Genomic DNA, 19,654 nt, shown 5'->3' on the forward strand with positions numbered 1-19,654 from the left:
AATGAAGGGTCAATTAGAGCATAGAACAAAAAATAAGGAACAGGAAAATTTCTCTCCTGTTTGCTTTCAAAATGACCCTGATATTCAAGAGGATTATCTTTTGCCAGTAGAAAAGCAAGGGAAATCACCAAATACATCCAATAAATCAACAAAGAAGAAAAACAAGACTGTATTTTAGCCTGATTTGGATTTTTTTTAGTATTAATAAAGGTTGAAATAAATGTTTGGTTGCCGATAGTCTTGATAGAGATAATTTTACAAGCACTAAAAAAAACTTCCTTTTATATAAAAAAACAAGAAAGTTTCGTCAATTTTTAATATTTTAGACTTTTATAATTAACAAAAAAATTACCAATGAAAGACATCAATAAATCCACCAAAAACAATTCTAGGAGGAATTTCATAAAAGCCTCCACCACTGCTGTTGCAGGATTCTACATCGTACCTAGACACGTACTGGGAGGACCAGGTTTTAAGGCGCCAAGTGATAAGCTTAGGATAGCTGGAATCGGTGCAGGAGGAAAAGGCGGAAGTGATATTAGAAGTTTTCACAAAAGTGGAAATGCAGAAATTGTGGCCTTATGTGATGTAGATCCAGAAAGAGCATCTGGAAGCATAAAAGCTTTTCCTAAAGCAAAATTCTATGCCGACTACAGAGAAATGCTTGAAAAAGAAGGCAATAGTATAGATGCGGTATCCGTATCAACGCCGGATCATAATCATGCTGTACAAGCTTTGATGGCAATGAAAATGGGCAAGCACGTTTATGTGCAAAAGCCATTAACACATACGATTCAGGAAGCTAGGATATTAACACAAGCAGCAGAAAAATATAAATTGGTAACCCAAATGGGTAATCAAGGTTCCTCTGGAGATGGCGTTCGACAAATGCGCGAATGGTATGCTGCAGGACTTATAGGAGAAGCTACGAAAGTAGAGTGTTGGACCAACCGTCCTGTATGGCCTCAAGGTGTTCCGTGGCCTGGAGAAACTGGTAAAAAAGCCCCTAAAAATCTTGATTGGGATCTTTGGTTAGGAACTGCTGAACAAATGGGATATGTTGAAAACCTACACCCTTTCAATTGGAGAGGATGGTGGGAATTCGGTACTGGTGCACTTGGAGATATGGCTTGCCATATTATGGAACCAGCCTTCCGAACATTGGATTTGGGATACCCTACAGGAGCAGAATGTAGTGTTGGTGCCGTATATACTGGAGAATTTAAGAATGGATACTTCCCTAAAAGTTGTCCTCCATCTTCACACATTACTTTAGGATTTGACAAACCAAATGGTGGAAACCTTGAGTTCCATTGGATGGATGGTGGTATTCAACCAAGTAGACCAGAAGAACTTGGACCTAATGAACAAATGGGTGATGGAGGAAATGGAGTAATTATAGAAGGTACCAGAGGTAAAATGATGTGTTCTACTTATGGTATTAATCCTAAATTATTGCCTTCATCCATTAATGATAGCGTAAACGTAGCACCTACCCTACCACGAGTAGAAGGAGGAATAGATGGACACTATGCGCAATGGGTAAATGCATGTATTGCAGGCCATGGTAGTAAAGAATACAATGAATTGAGTTCTCCTTTCTCAATAGCTGGTCCACTCACTGAATCAGTATTGATGGGGAATCTGGCCATTAAGAGTTATAACGTCAGAGAAGAAAAAGCTGATGGAAAAGGATACAATTACCCAGGAAGAGACATTAAACTTCTTTGGGATGGTGAAAACATGAAAGTAACCAATTTCGAACCAGCAAATCAGTTTGTTTCGAAAGATTACAGAGCTGGATTTGAACTTCCAAAAGTATAATCCATAGCTAATTCACAATTCAATAAAGCCCTGAAATCAAAAATTTCAGGGCTTTATTTTTACCAGTACATTTATATGATTCACTTTTGAAGAATCAATCCTTCTTGGGGTACTTTTAGCTTTGGTAATTTAGACTTTCACCTCTTCTATCTCCAAAATAGAATCAATTATGGGCAGTGTAAATTTAAAAGTCGCTCCTTCACCTTTTTGAGATTCCACCCAGACTTCTCCACCAAAATTGTCAATGATTTTTTTCACTATTGCAAGGCCCATTCCTGTGCCTTCATATTTCTCTTTACCGTGTAATCTGTTGAATATTGTAAAGATATTCTCATGGCTTTCCGGCGCAATTCCAATACCATTATCAATTACTGAAAACAACCAGTAACCTTTATCTTTTACAACTGTAATTTCAATGGACGGATTTTCACTCTCACTTCTATATTTTAACGCATTGCCTATGAGGTTATAAATCACTTGAAATAAAGGCGTCTTATATGAAGCTATAACAGGCAGGTCTTTGTATTTTATTGTTGCATTGGTCTCTTTTATTCTTTTCTTTAATAGTAGACAAACCTCATCGACGATCTCCATAATTGCTAAAGTCTTCAACTTGTCTTCATGTTTGCCTATTCTAGAAAATTCTAGCAAATCCAAAATAATTTGGCGCATTCGCTTGGCACCATCTACTGCAAATTCAATGTATTGGTGAGCTTTTTTATCAAGTTTATCACCGTATCTCCGCTCAAGCAGCCCCATAAAATTACTAACCATACGTAAGGGCTCCTGTAAATCATGTGAAGCCACATACGCGAATTGCTCAAGTTCATTATTAGATCTTTCTAATTCTTTGGTATGTTGTGCCAATTGTTCATTTAGGGTTTGTAATGACTTTTCGTATTCCCTTCTATAGGTAATATCTGTTATTGCACCTACCAATCGAGTTACTTTTCCTCTTTTATCCCTAATAAAAATAGCCCTATCCATAATGAAGGCATAATGTCCATCATTCGTTAATAACCTGTATTCCTCAAACCAATTGGTTAAATGATCGCTTTTAATGAATTGCCTAAATTTTTTATTAATCCTTTCTTTATCATCAGGGTGAACCAATGATTTAAAGAATCCTATATCTGGAACACTGCTTTTAAGGTCATATCCAAACAAAGAGTTAAACCCTACACCCAAAAACAACTTATTACTTACAATATCATAATCATAAATAGCGTCATTGGTGGCTTCAGCAATCTTCTCAAACCTTTCGTTTGAAAGCTGTATTTTTTCTATCGTAATTTTTTCTTGGGTAATGTCCTTAATAAAAACACTTATTCCTTCAGGTGAAGGATACATGTTAACATCCAGCCATATGTTCATTTTCTCTGAAAACATCTCAAATTGAACATCTTTTTGGTTTTCAAAGGCATAAACCAATTGCTCGTGGGTATATGAATCTTTTATTCTTGGTACAGCCTTCAATAAATTATTATTTATGGCTATACTCCTACTCACTCCTATAATTGCTTCAGCACGCTGATTCCAATACAGGATATTAAAGTTTTTATCCAATGCATAAAAGGCCTCACCAATGCTCTCTAGTATGGCATTTTTTTTCCTCGGAAGAATTCTGGAGCGCTAGTTGGCTATTGGACCGCTGAATTGCAGCGGATAAATTAGAAGTAATGGTTAACAAAAATGAAATTTCACTATCTGTCCATTGACGTTCTGAAGTACAGTCATCAAAGCCTATAAACCCATAGAAATTATTGTTGATCATAATGGGTATGATGAGGGTAGAAAAAATACCACCTTCCTCTAGCGTGCTTTTTAACTTACAATCGGACAATTCTTTGGCATGTGCTATGAAAACCTTTCCCTTTTCCAAAACACTGATCATTTGTGGATAATCGGTTAAGGCAATGTTTTGATAAACATCATTTTCTTTAAAGTTGTTAGTTTTTTCCTGGTACCAATCAATTTTTTTACTAAAAAGGGCTGTACCAGTAGTGGCATCCACGTGATTTTCAAAATAGTAAATTCTGTCAAGAACCACTGTTTTACTGGTAAGCAAAAAGACTTCTTCTATTGCGTCTTTCCAATTCTCTACCAAAAGAAATTTTTCGATAACTTTAGAAATAACTTCTAATAGCTGGTTGTTTTTAGCCAGTTCAATTTCATTAGATTTCTGCTTGTGAATATCTTGTATTGAACCTAAAATACGAACACATTTATCATTGCTAAATTCTGCTTGCGCTATACTCCTGACCCACCTTTCCTGCCCTTCTGGAAGTGAAATGAGAAGTTGGTAGTCCCAAGGTTCACCCTGATTAATTGCCCGATCAATTGCATTCTCAACCAGCATTTTATCATCTCCCAAAAATCTTTCTATAATTTCCTGAAAACCAGGTGAACTATCCAGAGGTAGGCCATAAATTTCTTTTGTGGTAGCAGACAAGTATAGCTTGTCGTTTTCAAGATCTATTTCCCAACTACCCAATCTTGAAAGTTTGGAGGCGTTATCCAAAGTGGTTTGTAGCGCTACCATCTCTGTAATATCGTGGCCAAATGAAAAAACCAATCCTTCCTCACCAAATTCATCTGATGAATTCCACGAAATCCACCGGTATAAACCGGCTTTAGTCCTGTAACGAATGATTAGATTTTTCGCGAGTAATCCCTCACTAATGGAAAATTTTCGAATCGACAATTCTTTGTCTTCAGGATGGATAAGGTCCTCAAATTTTTTGGTTAACATTTCTTCTTCGCAGTATCCAAACACCTTACAGAAAGAAGGATTCACCTTTACAAAGTAACCACTTGGGTCAATGATGCTAAGCAATTCAGGTGCACTGTTAAAGAGCAGTCTCATTTCTTCTTCCTGCTGCTTTCTCTTAATCTCACCAGCTAATAATTTACCTACCGGCTCGAAAAACAATTTACAGTCTTTAGGTAAGGTAATGTTTTCTTTGGCGTACAGAAGCATTACTCCAACCTTTAAATTATTTTGAAACAGTGGAATTCCTAAAATAGATTTTACCTGGGTAAACAGCTCTGGATTGATGTCCTCATATCTAGTACCTTCAGAAAGATTCTTTTTTTCAGTAAAAGTGCCAGAATTTAATACCTGTGTAGCAAAATCTCTCCCTATTCCATAAACTTCATCTTTTAGCCATTTTGGGCTTGGATCAGTCCAATAGCCCTCAAGTAAATTAATTTCAACTCCTTTCTTACCCAATAACCAAACCTCTCCTCCTAACAAATTCGAAAATGCTGAAAGGTATTTTAGTACAGCATGCAATATTTCCTTCAGTTCTACTTCCTTCTTGAAATTTTTGGTGATTTCATGTTGAACCTCATTTAGGTAAAATTCTTCTTTTTCATCAGATTTATCTCTTAACACACCAATCATTCGCAAGGGTCTGCCTGATTCATCTCTGATCATGTAACTGATTTCCTCTATATGTAGGAACTGCCCATTCTTATGTAGAAATCGATATTCTTTATGCCAGCTGTTTTCAACTGGATTATTGACAAAATCATCCCAAACCTTATCCGTTACTTTTGAATCTGCAGGATGCATAAAAGAAGCCCATTCTGATATTTTATTTATCTCTTCTCCTTTCTTGTATCCAAATATTCTATAAAAGCCCTCTCCCCAATGAAATTCATCCAAATTATAATCCCAATCAAAAATGGCATCATTTGTTGCCATGTTCACATAGGTGAACCGTTCATTACTTTTATGTAAATTCTCAAGGTATTGAAACTTGGTTAATACTATGGATAAAATTCGCTGACTTTTTTGAATCGCATAAGATTCGAGATCTCTTGGTTTCCTTGCGCTTTCGAAAAAATTAATAAGTAGCGCATCCAATTTTCCATCTGAATTAAAAATGGGCAAAGAACAACAACTACTTACTCCTATTTTATTGGCAAATTCCACCAATTTATCCCATCTTTTGTCTTGTTTTATGTCAGAGATAAAGACCTCATTTTTTAAAAAGTCAAAAGAATTTCCTATCTCAATTCCATCATTTAAAGTAAGTTCAAAATCCTTGAAGTCTAAATCATCCAAATCAAGTAATGAAGGAGTGGCAAAGTTTTGAAGCTTACCTCCAATCACCTTAAAAACAGCCATCTTCATTGAAGGGAAGAGAATTTCCAGATTGGAAAGGTAATTGAGCAATAAATCAGCAAGCTTGGCATCCTGATTCATACTACCTTCCATAAACTCCTTTTCTATGGCCTCTAATTCTCCATAAAAATATTCTAGTGTTATGTCTTTAATAGCTCCAACAACCCTGTAGGCTTTACCCTTATTATCCCTAAGTATTACAGCTTTTTCTTTAACATAAGCATATTCACTATTCGATTTTATCAGACGATATTCGGATTCCCATTGTTTATCGAGACTGTTGTGAATTATATACTGAACTTTATTCTGATAAATTTTAACATCATCAGGATGAATACTGTCACAAAAATTCCCGTGGTTTTTAGATGGCTCTTCAATTTTTATCCCAAAATTTTTACGAAAACCTTCTCCTAAAAACATATCCTCTGTTACAGGGTCAAGATCCCAAATACTTCCAGAATCGGTTTGCATTACCAGCTCAAATCGCTCATTGCTTTTTTTCAATTCTTCTTCAAAAGCTATTCGCTCAGATATATCTGTCCCATTGCATTGAATTTCTTTTGCTTGACCATCCGTGCCTAGAATGACCACAAAATCCCATAGCGTAGAATAAAATCCTCCATCTTTTTTAGTTTCCGGATTTCTACTTTAAATGGTTTTCCAGGATGTCTTAAGCACTTTTTAATTGCGTACTGCAAGTTACTCTTGTCACTGTCGAGTATTGTGTCTTTTAAATTTATGCCTTTGTAAGTGGAATTCGGAAACATCCAATTAAAGGTATCTATGTATTTCGTGTTAGCATAGGTAATGAACCCTTCCAGATCTGTACGAATAACAAAAGTAGTCTGTGATTCATAAAAACCTCGGTACCTAGCTTCACTGGTTTTTAATTTTCTTGTGCTTTAATTAAATCCGTAATTTCCACACTATTTACAACAAACCCTCCAACCGCTGGATCTTCTAACATGTTGGTAATGACACTTAATAGCCAACACCAAGTCCCATTCTTTTTCCTAAATTTGTAGGGACTACTTTTTATTCTATGTGATGAAGCTATTTCAAAAAATTCACTGTTGATTTTAGCTAAATTTTCAGGATGAAAATATTTACCAGCAACTTCTCCAACTAAGTCCTTTTCTTCATACCCAAGAATTTGTGGATAATTTGGGCTTACATAAGTATAGATTCCCTCTTCATTTATAATTGCGGTAAGATCTGAACCTTCTTGAACCAAGGATTTAAATCTTTTCTCACTCTGAGCCAACTGGTCATTGAGTTTTACCTTTTCTGTGATATCTCTGAAATTATCAACTATACCTCCAATATTAGGGTCATTTAAAAAATTGGTTATAGTGGATTCCATCCATCTCCATGATCCATCCTTATGCTTACTTCTTGTCACATTTCCTTCAATAGGCACCCCTTCAGAAGCCAAAGCACGCTTGAATTTATCTAAAGCCATCTCTAGATCTTCTGGATGGACGGATTCACTTAACTTCAAATTATAGGCTTCTTCTTCAGTATATCCTAGGACCTTGGTAATAGTAGAAGAGACGTACGTCTGAACTCCATTGGTATCAAAAATAGCTATAGCATCTCTCCCATTTTCTATTAATGCTTTGAACCTTTTTTCATTTTCTTTTAGGGCTATTTCAGCAGCTTTTCTTTTGGTAATGTCTACCATCAAGCCTTTGTACATTACCTCATCCTCTTCCCCTTTAACCACTTTAATCAAGTCGCTGATCCAAATCAAATCTCCTTTCCTGTCTAGGAAACGATACTCAACAGTAAATTCATTATTTGAAAGGGATTTATCTGAGATTAATTGCAGAACATATTCTTTATCAGCTTTGTAAATATGCTCCTGCCAAAAGTCAGGATCTTGTTGCCATTCCTCCACAGAATACCCTAAAATTTCTTTTACCTGAGGACTGATATAACTTACTTTACCTGATTTCGGTTTTGATTCCCAAAACACCCCTGGTATGGATTCTATCAATGAATTAATCTTTCCATTTGAAACCCTTAATGCTTCTTGACTACACAATTGGTCTAAGCGCGTCCCTAAATGGTAAACTAAGGAGTTAATCAGTCTTGTTTCATAGTTTTGTTTACCCTCACCATCAAGGGAGGATAGCTTTTCTGGTAGATTCACTTCAAGAACTAAGGGTTCACTATCATGAACAAGGTATTTCGCTTTGAGTGAAAATGGGGAGGCTTTATATTCTGAACTAAAATACTCTTTGTTTCGAAAATTTATTTTTACAAATGTTTTTTCTGGATTGCTCCAAGCAGAAGGTAGAATATTTACTGCACTCTGAAGTAAATCTACAATTTGAAGCCAGGAGAAGTTTAGATTACTAATTTTATAGATACAATCTTGCTCTTTAATTCTATTTTGAAGGGAAATTAAGGTTTTTTCCAGTTCTTCCTCAGCTTGTTTTCTTTTGGTTACATCAAGTATTACCGCATCCCAAACCACGCATCCATCTTCTAATTTATGCGGACTCCCGGCTCCTCTATGCCACCTTATAGTACCATCAGGGTGATTATACCTATACTCCCTCATCCAATAACTCAACTCAGTGGCAGATTTATCAATTGATTCCATTAGTGCCTGAACATCATCTTGATGGCACCTCTCCCCAACCAAACTGCTGTTCTCAATTACCTCATCTGCAGTAAAACCCCAAAGTCTAATGGCCCCATTACTTACTAATTCAAATATATCTCCACCATCGGGGAATCTTTTATAGCGATAGACAACTCCTGGTATGTTATCAGATACTGTTTGAAATTGGATTTCGTTATTCCTTCTTTTTGTAATGTCTGTATGCGTACCTGACATACGCATAGGTTTCCCGTCTTCAGACCACTTAGTAACTTTACCTCTATCATTGATCCAAACCTCATGACCATCTTTATGAAGCAACCTATACTCTACACTGAAAAATTCAATTTCCTTATTAAAACATGCTGCTAAAACGCGATCTGATATATTTCTATCCTCCGGATGCAATAATTCATACCAGGTATCCATAGTAAAAGGGTATAGATCTGATAATGTATACCCTACCATAGCTAAATACTCTTCGTTTAAGGACACTTCCTTCTTTACCATGTCCCAATCATAGGTCCCCACATGGGTGGCTTCTAAGATGTTGTTTAACCTGCTGGTTTCAATTTCAAGATGCTCCTTCGTCACCTCGTGGTCTTTTTGACTTTTTTTCAACTCCAGAAGCTGCGTTACCTGCCCTGCTAGAATATTAAGTCCATTAATTGTCTTTTCATTTAATTCCCTCGGAATGTGATCAATTGCACAAAGCATACCCCAAAAATGCCCATCCAAAGTCATTAAAGGCACGCCAATATAAAAAACGATGCCTGGAAAAGAACTTACAAGAGGGTTTTTAGCCAACTTGGGGTCCTTCCTGGCGTCAGGAACAAGAAGTACTTCATTAGGCTTATCACCTATAAATTCAGCTAAAGACAATGGGTCGAGAATATCTTTGACTTCTATTCCTTGACAAGAATTGATCAATACGCTCCCTTTCTCAACTTTAAAAATAAGGCTTATGGGTGCCCCTGTTAAAATCTCAACCAGACTAGTTATGGAATCTAGTTCTGCATCAATTCCCCTATCACTCAATTTACTATCCTCACTTTTGCTGTTAAAACCCATTGTATATAAAAAACTATGTATTTCACTCTTACTTATTGAGTGACTATCTAAAAATAAACAATTAATATTAAATCTATGGTAATTAAGGCTTTTAAGGGCTTAAAAAATCTGATTCTTTGTTTTTGCTTTCACAAAATTTAATCTGATTCTAAAAAAGCATTTACAATCAAGGCTCTATCCTAAAAAATTCATTAAAAAGAATCGCAATGGTAACACAAATTCAGAACCAAAAGATGAAAATAGAAAGCGGGGTCAAAGAGTTGACATAAGCCCTGTTGGTGTTTCGAAAACACGATATTATAAAAACCACGAAAGCTAAATTGCCCAAATTACTCCGAAGGTCTATGTTAAAAAATCGAAGAATTTAATACAGTTTAGTTTTCGTGGGAAAAACCTAGATTTTTATACTATAAATTAACTTTTTTATTCTCAACCGAAGAACGATAAATTCCTAGAATTAAGGCAAGAGACCTCTTGGCATCTTGGCCTGTAACTACAGGAGCCCTATCCTCTCTTATGGCATTCACCATATCTTCTACCTGTCCTTGGTGCAATTTAAAATCGATAGCCATAGGATCAGAAGCACCACTTCCACCAATGTCTGAACCAGGAATTACATCCGTTTCTTCTCCTTTAATATTCCAAGTGACTATTTTACCTCCCTCAAGGATAATATTTCCCTTTTCTCCATAAATCTCCAATCGCTCAGGATTACCAGGATACAATGAAGTTCCTCCTGTGATGCTACCTAGCGCACCATTTTTAAAATTCACTATAGCAGTTGCAAGGTCTTCACCTTCTATTTTGTGGACCATGGTTTTTACTTGTCCATAAACTGCTTCGGCATCACCCATAATGTCTAAAAGCAAGTCAATCGTATGAACACCTTGGTTGATGAGGGCAGCCCCACCATCGCCATCTTTTGTTCCTTTCCAGCTGCTACTACTATAATAAGAAGGGTCCCTGTACCAATTAATGGCAGCAGTACCCATAAGAAGTTTCCCAATTTTACCTGCTCTTACAGCCTCTTTTAATTTGAGGTAACCTGGTTTCAGCCTATTTTGAAATATTACACCCAACTTTACTCCGGCCTCTTCACAAGCATTTATCAATAAATCAGCTCGCTCAGTACTTACTTCAATGGGTTTTTCCAACAAAATATGTTTACCTGCTTTTGCCGCTTCTATAGCCGGTTCCAGATGGTTTCCACTGTGTGTGCAAATACATACCACATCAATATCCTCTCGACTTAAAAACTGATCGATTTCAAAATCTGCTGGCACATTAAATTTTTCTGCAGCCTGCTTAGCCCGCGATGCTGTTGAGCTTAAAACAGCAACTAGTTCACTACCTTCAAAAGCATTAATGGCTGCAGCATGCATTCCTGCAATTGCTCCAGTCCCTATGATCCCAAACCCTAATGGTTTTTGTTTTGTCATTTTATAATTTATTTTTAATTATTAAAATTCTTTGTCATTTGTTCCATGGCCCAATTGGCCCTCGCAGCAGAAATCCCTGTACTAGGACATTTTCCACCTTTTCCCAATAACTCCTCTACTATAGATTGAATTAGGAAAAACTGAATATTTTCAGGCATTTCAAATTCAAAAACTTCATCGGCTTTGCCATCTTTTTTAGGGTTACAGAAGTTCCCCAAAAGCATGGAAACCTTATTTCACCCTTATTACCGATGATTACAATTTCGTCCTTTTGAGAGGTCTCTCCAGTGGTAAAACACCAACTGCCTGTACCCAATACACCGCTTTCAAAAGAAAAACTGCCCAATACAATGTCTTCTGCAGGATATGTTCCCGACTGATTGGCAGCAATACCATTTACCTCTTTCAATGGGCCAAAAAGAAAATCAAAATAGTCCAATTGATGAGAACCTAAATCATAAAAATACCCCCCACCAGCAACCGCCGGGTCTATCCTCCAATTGTTGGAAGGACTGTCTTTTTCGTCTGTATGTTTGGAGTGATGGATGACAACACTTAAATACCTAGGCTCACCAATAGCTCCTTCTTCTATTAAGCTTTTCACCTTCAAAAAATTAGGAAGAGTTCTCCTGTAATAGGCAACAAACAGAGGCACTCCTGCCTCTTCACAAATCTTAATCATTTCTAAACACTCCGCATGATTTCTAGCCATGGGTTTTTCAACGTAGACAGGTTTGCCTGCATTTGCAGCCTTTCGGGTAAGTTCTAAATGAGAACCCGGTGGTGTCGCAATGTATACCGCATTCACTTCTGGATCATTTATCAGGGCGTCAGCATCCGTATACCATTTAGGCACCCCATGTCTTTCAGCGTAATCTTTTGCCTTTTCGGCATTCCTGCGCATGACAGCTACTACTGATGAATCGGTAATTTTATTCATAGCAGGAGCACTTTTTTTCTCACACACACTCCCTGCGCCGATTACTCCCCAATTAACTTGACTAGAACTGAATTTTTTCATGTTTTAAAATCTTATCTCAATAAAAATTTATGAGTTAATAATAATTATAGTATTCACTAAATGAAATTTCAAATTGATCATTTAATAATGATAACCAAATCAACTATTTTCTATAAACTTTTTCAAAATTAAGTTTTTTTTAGTAATTCTAGGTGTAACCAAAATTAATCCTGTTGGATTTTTTTTGGTTAGGTTTATATTACTCCTCATTTATTGGACAAAAGAATAACTTGGAAAATTAATTTAATTTTTTAATAATCATTCTTTAATTGTCCTAAGTCCCAAAGGTACCTTAATAAATGGCTAGAAGAAAACTCGTGACCCGACAGGCAAACAAGCCCAATATGCAATGGCATAGCATAAATCTAATCAAGATGGGGAGGTCTGAGTTTCTACATACTAAATAAACTATGAAGACAGGTAAAAAATCTGATAAAAAATACGATTCGTCATCTGGTGAATGGACGCAAAGTGTACTTTTTTACCGGATCACGAAAAGTAGCAGAATGACAACATCCATTTATTGTTTTTTGCCTAGCTATTAAAAAAATGTTGATGAGTTAGAATTGTTCAAGGAGGTATTCGAAAGAATCCAAAGCCACAAATAAAATGACCTTGTTTTAAAAAAAAACCAAATAAATTTAAAAACAAATCATTAAACTATCAATAATATAATAATAAGACTAAAATATATCACTTTACAAATCTGAATTTCTTAAACTTCTGGGTCCATAACTTAAGAAAAAATTGTGGGAACCGGAATTGTACTTTTGGAAATTGTTTATAGAAAAATCAATTGCATAACCCGCATAGAAATTGTCGAAAATTTTAAAACCGATCAGGGAGCCAATACTTGAGTCTAATTCAAAGTTTGCTCCGATCAATATACTTTCCTCATACTCCACTGAAAGTGCAATCATGGCACTGTATGGTGCACCATCTACTACCCTTGCCAGTATGTTAGATTGTAGCGTATAAGATGAATTTAAAATTCTATTATATCCTACCGTTGCGTAATAATCTACTAACTCTGGGCTGAATTTGTTGGTAAAAATATTCTTGTAATCCTGTGTATAAAATGTTGGAGATGAAATACCAAAATTGAATTCTTCTGACACAATAAAAAGGCCAAACCCTAAATTAGGAATGGTATGTCTTTGGAATCCCTCAAGAAAGACATCTTCATCGGGGTCGAAAATGTTCAAGTGAGAGTAATCTAATAATATTGATTTAAATCCTGCCTTAATTCCAAAACTTAGCCTGAAATTTTCATTTAATCGGAGGATATAGGAAATGTTGGAATTAATGTTGTTCTCTTTAACTATGCCAAATTGATCATTTGATATATCTAGACCCAAACCAATATTTTTATCTTTAATAAAATATTGTAAACCTAGAAATTGTGTTCTAGGCGACTTCTCAAAGTTGGTAAACTGAGAGCTGTGAACTCCCACTGCACTTAACTCACCCAAAGTACCTGAATATGCTGGATTAAAATGAATAGGGTTTAGATTAAAAACAGAAAGCTTATAATCTGATTGTGAAAACAGGAAATTAGGAATAAAAATAAAAAAATGGCAATTGATAACTCTTTCATTTATTGTTGATTAAAAACAGTGTTCCTTTTGCTATTTTATAATTGCTTTTTCGTGGTAATTTATATTTTAGTATATAAATGTAATTACCGGAAGGCAACCCACTCTCTTTTTTTGTCACTCCATTTACGTTCGATTTACCTGTAAAAACATTCCCATCCAAGCCGTATTTTGAGGTTCGATAAACTAACTTGCCATACCTATTGTAAATCTCTAAATAGTTATCTGGATATAAATTAATATTACTAATTCTGAAAAATTCATTTTTGCTATTGTTGTCAATTGAAACTGCATTGAAAATTTCTATTTCGCATTCATTAGTTCTTACTTGCACAGGTTTTCTAGGAGTACTTTCACAACCTGAAAGTTCATTAAAGTTTGTGGCAAAATAAATTGTATTATCAGTCAATGGCATAGATGGATCCAATGGTTCTCCTCCTGTAGCTGATGAATACCATTTTAGTTGATCGGCTTGCTGTTCTAGTAAGGCAATTGTTGGATTTTCAGTAATACAAAAATTGAATTCATCTAGTCCTTCTGGCTGATCAACTTCATTTATTACAATATTCACAGATGTCCTATCACGAGATTCGCATCCATTTATGGTTTGACTAGCGTAATAATGGCCATCACCAGGGATTTCATCGGTTAGGTTATACGGTAAAAGTGAATTTAAATCTTGATACCATTTTACATTTTTTCCTGAGACCATGATATTTGAAAAAGTAGCTGATTTGCAGAATTCTTGTTCTCTCTCCGCAGTCGGGGGATTTACATGATTTAATACTAATAATAGGTTAGCGCTATTATTAGTATAGTCACATTCAGGGAATAACTTATTGTATTGGAGTTCATTCCCTATTACACTACCATCTATATTTACTATCGCAAAAACCTCATTAATTTCTTGTTTCCAAGGAATAGCAACATGATTTTTATTTGAAATTGTCGCAGGTAAAATCTCATTCTGGTAATTTATTGTTTTAATATGTTCACCACCTTCCATTGGATCGCCATAGAAAAAACTAATTTCAATACCTTTTTTGATAACTTGTTTATGGCTATTATTTTTTATTGTAAAGTGAACAGTATACGCTTCTTCATGGAGGCAAGAATTTCCCTCGTAAAAAAAGTTCTATTGTCGCATCTACAGCTGGGATAGTAATACAACCATTATTATCAAATTCTGGTGTCTGAACTAAGAAATTATTATAACTGTAATTACTAGAATTGTTTTTGCATTTACTTTCTAATTCATTTTCTGTATTTTCTATGGATATTGACTTTTGAAATTGTGGAATACTGGTATCATCATCTATATTCCTACTAAAATAGGTGTATTGGTTCCAAATTTGCCTAGAGGGCATCCATGGTGATTCTGAGGAAGTTAGTATTTCAATTTTACCAAATGGTGCACCTTCCTGCCCTGAATTATTTGAAGTGAATACTAATTGAGCATGCCCATCACCATTAATATCCGCTACGACCGCTCCCTCGGCTCCTGTATCTGAAAAGGATGAATGATTCGCTATTAATTTGGGGTAATCTTCCGTGGCATCAATAATTCGTAAACTAGTCTCATCCTTAATAACTAATTCGTTTTTACCATCCCCGTTGAAATCAAACATGGTAGTTCTTGTTTGACCCGATGCATCACTTGACTCAAGATTCCAGATTCTCTCGAATACTTCTGTACCGTTATATCTAAAGAAATCTAATCTATAAGGTGAAGCTACACCTATCTCAGGCTTGTTGTTCCCCGTAATATCTCCGACAAACGCAAGACTAGTATGTAGTGCATCTCCAGCCTCCTGGAATATAGTAGCTGAACTTATTAGCTCTTGATTTCGTGGATCCCAGGCATAAATGGTTCTTTCAATTTGGGGTATTTCCTTTTTACCTGATGTTACTATGATATCCAATTCTCCATCTAGATTTATATCGGCAATTGCAGTGTATCCATCCTGAGCTGGAAAGCCATTTATTGTGAAACCAGCATTGATTGGTCTCATAAAGTTTCCACTTTGGCCTTCGGTATTGTTTAATTCTACTTCATAGATGGTATTGCCGGCAGCTAATTCAAGTCCTTTATTGGGCAAAAAGTCAGCTGCAATTGTTGTGGATACCGCTCCCAATGGGTAGGAGTTCATCAACCCTATTCCAAAATTTCCTCCGTCCGCTATCTTTTTCCCATTTTGAGCATTGAAGATTTCATTATAAATGTAAACTTCTGGAAAACCATCTTGGTTAAAATCTGCTAATGAAGGCGTACCGCCATAATGTAAAGGAGCATTTTTTCCCACTTTTTCGTTACTTTTCCATAAAATAGTACCCTGATGGTCGAAGCAAATTAAAATTCCTCTATCTTGAACAGGGTTACTAGGATGATCAATTGTTGAAATAATTATTTCTGCGTTACCATCATTATTTATATCACCAATTACAATTGGAGTAGGGCCTTGAAAAGCCATCATTGGAGTAGTAATCTCCCTTAAAAGTTTACCTGTTTGACCTTCAAAAATTAATACATTTCCAGACCTCTCTCCTTGAAAACGACTTCCTTCGTGGAAAAAATCTCTCATTCCAATGCTAATTATTTCTATTTTTCCATCGTTGTTCAAATCGGCAACTAAAGGAGATATGTAAGTAGGAACTAATTTATCTGTTTCATAGTCAGCTTTAAGTCCAAAGGAACTAGAAGTACTAATTTCGGCTCGACATTCAGTTTCAATTAAAGGATTAACAATTACTTGGTTTTCGTCATAATCAGGGAAATCATTTTCCTGATGAATCCATGGCCGGATGTCAAAATGCTCATCCGAAGAATAATCTAACGCCAATCGGTTGTAATTAGAAAGTTTTTGATAACTACCTATAACAAATGAGAAAATTAAAATTCTAATAAAAAAAACTAACATTTAAAAAAAGTATAATTATAGGACTTAAAGAATCATAATATTAAATGTTACTACTGTAATTTCCAAAAATTTCTCTTTCCTATTTTAATTAAAATACTTTCAAATTTAATACTCCTTATTATTATTTAACTAATACTTACATTGGCTCCTAGGACTTTAAATACCTACATTTCGTTAAAACAGCGTTAGTACCACCACCATTTCTAACAATGATTTTGTTCTGTTAATTTTTGGTAAATTATTTAATATTAATCAAATTGAGGCAAGTTTAGATTTGGATCTATGCTTTCATTTGAGTTTTGCATAGCCTCCCAAGAAACAGGTTCACCTTTTTCAGCGGCCGTCCTTCCCAAAATTGCCGTATAAGTAGAGCTCGCACCTGAGGTGGATTCATTTAAAAATTTACCTGAGTTAATGCTCCCTATAAAACTTTTCACTTTGTTTTCATTGGAATCGTGCAAGGCAGAGGTAAAAACTCCGGCAGCACGTTGACTTCGATCCTGGTTGGCACTTTCGTGTCTAATCACACCTGAATCCCATTCGTTCTCACCATCAATAAACACACCACCGCTATAGTGAGCGGTTGCTATCCCTTTACTGCCAATAAAACGAGCACAAACGTCTCCGAAAGTAGGGCCTAACTGCGTGGAATGAAAACTAACCCTGATATTGTCTGGATATTTATAAATCACTTGATAATTGTTCCAAGCATCGCCAAAAGCATTGTTGTGATCTCTACCTCCAGACCCCATGGCCATAATAGGTTTTCTTTGCAAGGCCCAACTACATACATCCAGCATATGGATACCCTGATCCAAAAGAATTCCGCCAGACAATGATCTGAAGTGAAACTGATTACGGATCATTGCCTCCGATTTAGACATATTGTCTATGGGTTTAAGGGGAAGCCCAGAGGCAAGGTAATACAATTGCGCAGTTACCACATCTCCTATGGCACCTTCCTGAACCCTCTTAACCATTTCCTGATAAGCCGTAGCATGTCGGATCTGAAAACCCACAACCATACTCAATTTCCCGTTAATAGTACTGCCAGCTTTCTCTATTCGCTTTACGCCTGCCACATCTATCGCTACAGGTTTTTCACAATAAATGTGTTTTCCTGCAGCAATTGCAGCCTCTACAAATTCCGGATGCGTATAGGCAGGTGAAGAGATCAATACCGCTTCCACGTCTTTATTGTTGAGAAGCTCCATATAAGCTTTAGATCCCTGGTAAATGTTTTTTGGTTCAATTTTACCAAATCCCTTGTCCTTATTTAACCCATCCAGTTTTTCTTTGGCTACTTTAAGTTGGTCATCAAAAAGGTCAGCCATCGCCATGATGTTAACATTGGTATGCTTTGACATGGCCGTGATTACAGATGTCCCTCTATTTCCACAACCAATTATGCCTAGCTGAATTGCCGAATTGGCCTTTGAGCCAAAAACAGTGCTTGGTTTCAAAATTGTAATGGCAGAAACTGCTGCCGCCCCTTTGATAAAAGACCTTCTTTCTATTTTCGTCATTTGGTGATTTGTTTATCTTGTTTGTATATAAATCTTAGGTTAACTGATAATATCATGTACCACATGCCCACTTACATCTGTAAGCCTAAATCGCCTACCCTGGTGTTTGAAAATTAATTTTTCATGGTCTACCCCTAGCAAGTGGAGCATTGTTGCCTGAAAATCATGAACATGAACAGGGTCCTTAATAATATTGTAACCAAACTCACAGGTTTCCCCATGGGTATACCCTTTTTTCACACCACCACCAGCCATCCACATCGTAAAACACCTTGGATGATGGTCTCTACCGTAATTGTCCAGTGTCAATTTGCCCTGTGAGTAATTGGTTCGACCAAATTCACCTCCCCAAACAACCAGGGTATCTTCAAGAAGACCTCTCTGTTTTAAGTCCATCACTAAAGCAGCTCCAGCCTGGTCTACACTTTTACTCATTACCTTAATGTCGCGGGGTAAATTTGCATGCTGATCCCATCCTTGATGGTAAAGTTGAATAAATTTTACGTCTTTTTCAGCCAATCTCCTGGCCAAAAGACAGTTGGCAGCAAAGGTCCCCGGCTTTCTGGAATCTGGACCGTACATGTCATATATATAATCCGGCTCTTTAGAAATATCCATGGTGTCGGGTACCGATGATTGCATTCTGTATGCCATTTCATATTGTGAAATCCTAGAATTAATTTCAGGATCCATTACCTTATCATACTTGATATCATGAAGGTCTTTTAAGGCATCTAACATCCTTCTACGGCTCTTCACACTTAAACCATTAGGATTGTTCAGATAAAGCACTGGGTCTTTTCCAGACCTAAATTGGACTCCCTGATGCAATGAAGGTAAAAAACCACTTCCCCATAATTTAGCATATAAGGGTTGTCCTCCAGCCTTTCCTCTTGAAAGTAAAACACAAAATTCAGGTAGGTTCTTATTGTCACTGCCTAAACCATAACTTATCCATGAACCCATGGAAGGTCTGCCACTTAATTGTGATCCTGTTTGGAAAAAGGTGATGGCAGGATCATGGTTTATGGCTTCTGTATGCATGGATTTGACAAAGCACAATTCATCCACAATTTTAGCTGTATGTGGCATCAATTCACTTACCCAGGCAGCACTTTGTCCATGTTGCGAAAAATCAAACAATGAACCTGCAAGAGGAAAAGAATTTTGGCTTGATGTCATGCCTGTTAGCCGCTGCCCAGCCCGTATTGAAGCTGGTAACTCTTGTCCAAAACGCTCATTCAATAATGGCTTATAATCAAAAAGCTCCATTTGAGAAGGCCCCCCACTTTGAAAAAGGTAAATCACTCGCTTTGCCTTTGGAACCAAAGGAAGCCTACCGATGCCAGCCTGTTTGTCACCTCCAATATTGGCCAGAAGACTTCCCGGATCCAATAGAGAAGACAAAGCCACACTTCCTAAACCAAGGCTGGTCTTTGTTAAAAACTGACGTCGATCCATATTTGGATCATGTATTAAACCCATTTTCTTAATTTAAATATCCTAAATACCATGCC

At 36.3% G+C, this 19,654-nt stretch carries 12 protein-coding genes and 1 pseudogene; 2 read left to right on the forward strand and 11 right to left on the reverse strand.

Annotation, left to right across the window (positions count from 1 at the left end):
- Position 1 precedes the first annotated feature (1 nt).
- On the forward strand, positions 2 to 178 hold the full coding sequence (locus ADICYQ_RS27455; RefSeq protein WP_020891326.1) for a hypothetical protein: 177 nt from the start codon (positions 2 to 4) through the stop codon (positions 176 to 178).
- 176 nt (positions 179 to 354) lie between these two features.
- On the forward strand, positions 355 to 1,824 hold the full coding sequence (locus tag ADICYQ_RS17190; protein ID WP_020891327.1) for a Gfo/Idh/MocA family protein: 1,470 nt from the start codon (positions 355 to 357) through the stop codon (positions 1,822 to 1,824).
- Between the two features lie 129 nt (positions 1,825 to 1,953).
- Here ADICYQ_RS17190 and ADICYQ_RS17195 read toward each other — a convergent pair whose 3' ends face one another.
- The 11 genes and pseudogenes from ADICYQ_RS17195 to ADICYQ_RS17245 form a co-directional block, all read right to left on the reverse strand.
- Complete coding sequence (locus ADICYQ_RS17195; protein ID WP_020891328.1) at positions 1,954 to 3,390, reverse strand: PAS domain-containing sensor histidine kinase; 1,437 nt, start codon at positions 3,388 to 3,390, stop codon at positions 1,954 to 1,956.
- Positions 3,391 to 3,403: 13 nt separating this feature from the next.
- Positions 3,404 to 6,547, reverse strand: coding sequence for a PAS domain-containing protein (locus ADICYQ_RS17200; protein WP_020891329.1), 3,144 nt, complete (start codon positions 6,545 to 6,547; stop codon positions 3,404 to 3,406).
- Positions 6,535 to 6,816: pseudogene (locus ADICYQ_RS30390) on the reverse strand (PAS domain-containing protein); the annotation flags it as partial. The gene ADICYQ_RS17200 and the pseudogene ADICYQ_RS30390, both read right to left, overlap by 13 nt.
- Positions 6,817 to 6,842: 26 nt before the next feature.
- Positions 6,843 to 9,638 (reverse strand): PAS domain-containing protein, encoded by a 2,796-nt coding sequence (locus ADICYQ_RS17210; protein WP_020891331.1) that lies wholly within the window; start codon positions 9,636 to 9,638, stop codon positions 6,843 to 6,845.
- Positions 9,639 to 10,045: 407 nt separating this feature from the next.
- Positions 10,046 to 11,077: a Gfo/Idh/MocA family protein gene (locus ADICYQ_RS17215; RefSeq protein ID WP_020891332.1), complete on the reverse strand. Its 1,032-nt coding sequence runs from the start codon at positions 11,075 to 11,077 to the stop codon at positions 10,046 to 10,048.
- Between the two features lie 130 nt (positions 11,078 to 11,207).
- A complete protein-coding gene (locus ADICYQ_RS17220) occupies positions 11,208 to 12,098 on the reverse strand; it encodes a Gfo/Idh/MocA family protein (RefSeq protein WP_020891334.1) in 891 nt (296 codons plus the stop codon).
- 698 nt (positions 12,099 to 12,796) lie between these two features.
- Positions 12,797 to 13,699, reverse strand: a complete 903-nt coding sequence (locus ADICYQ_RS17225; protein WP_040416874.1) for a PorP/SprF family type IX secretion system membrane protein — start codon at positions 13,697 to 13,699, stop codon at positions 12,797 to 12,799.
- Entirely contained in the window at positions 13,692 to 14,699 is a 1,008-nt protein-coding gene (locus ADICYQ_RS17230; protein WP_020891336.1) for a T9SS type B sorting domain-containing protein, read from the reverse strand. Before ADICYQ_RS17230 ends, ADICYQ_RS17225 begins: the two co-directional genes overlap by 8 nt.
- 94 nt (positions 14,700 to 14,793) lie before the next feature.
- The gene (locus ADICYQ_RS17235; protein WP_020891337.1) at positions 14,794 to 16,533 is read right to left on the reverse strand and encodes an FG-GAP repeat domain-containing protein; all 1,740 of its coding nucleotides are present in this window, start codon (positions 16,531 to 16,533) and stop codon (positions 14,794 to 14,796) included.
- Positions 16,534 to 16,859: 326 nt separating this feature from the next.
- The gene (locus ADICYQ_RS17240) at positions 16,860 to 18,137 is read right to left on the reverse strand and encodes a Gfo/Idh/MocA family protein (RefSeq protein ID WP_020891338.1); all 1,278 of its coding nucleotides are present in this window, start codon (positions 18,135 to 18,137) and stop codon (positions 16,860 to 16,862) included.
- Between the two features lie 39 nt (positions 18,138 to 18,176).
- On the reverse strand, positions 18,177 to 19,622 hold the full coding sequence (locus tag ADICYQ_RS17245) for a DUF1501 domain-containing protein (RefSeq protein WP_020891339.1): 1,446 nt from the start codon (positions 19,620 to 19,622) through the stop codon (positions 18,177 to 18,179).
- Between the last annotated feature and the right edge of the window lie 32 nt (positions 19,623 to 19,654).

This window comes from Cyclobacterium qasimii M12-11B (assembly GCF_000427295.1).
Lineage (GTDB): Bacteria > Bacteroidota > Bacteroidia > Cytophagales > Cyclobacteriaceae > Cyclobacterium > Cyclobacterium qasimii.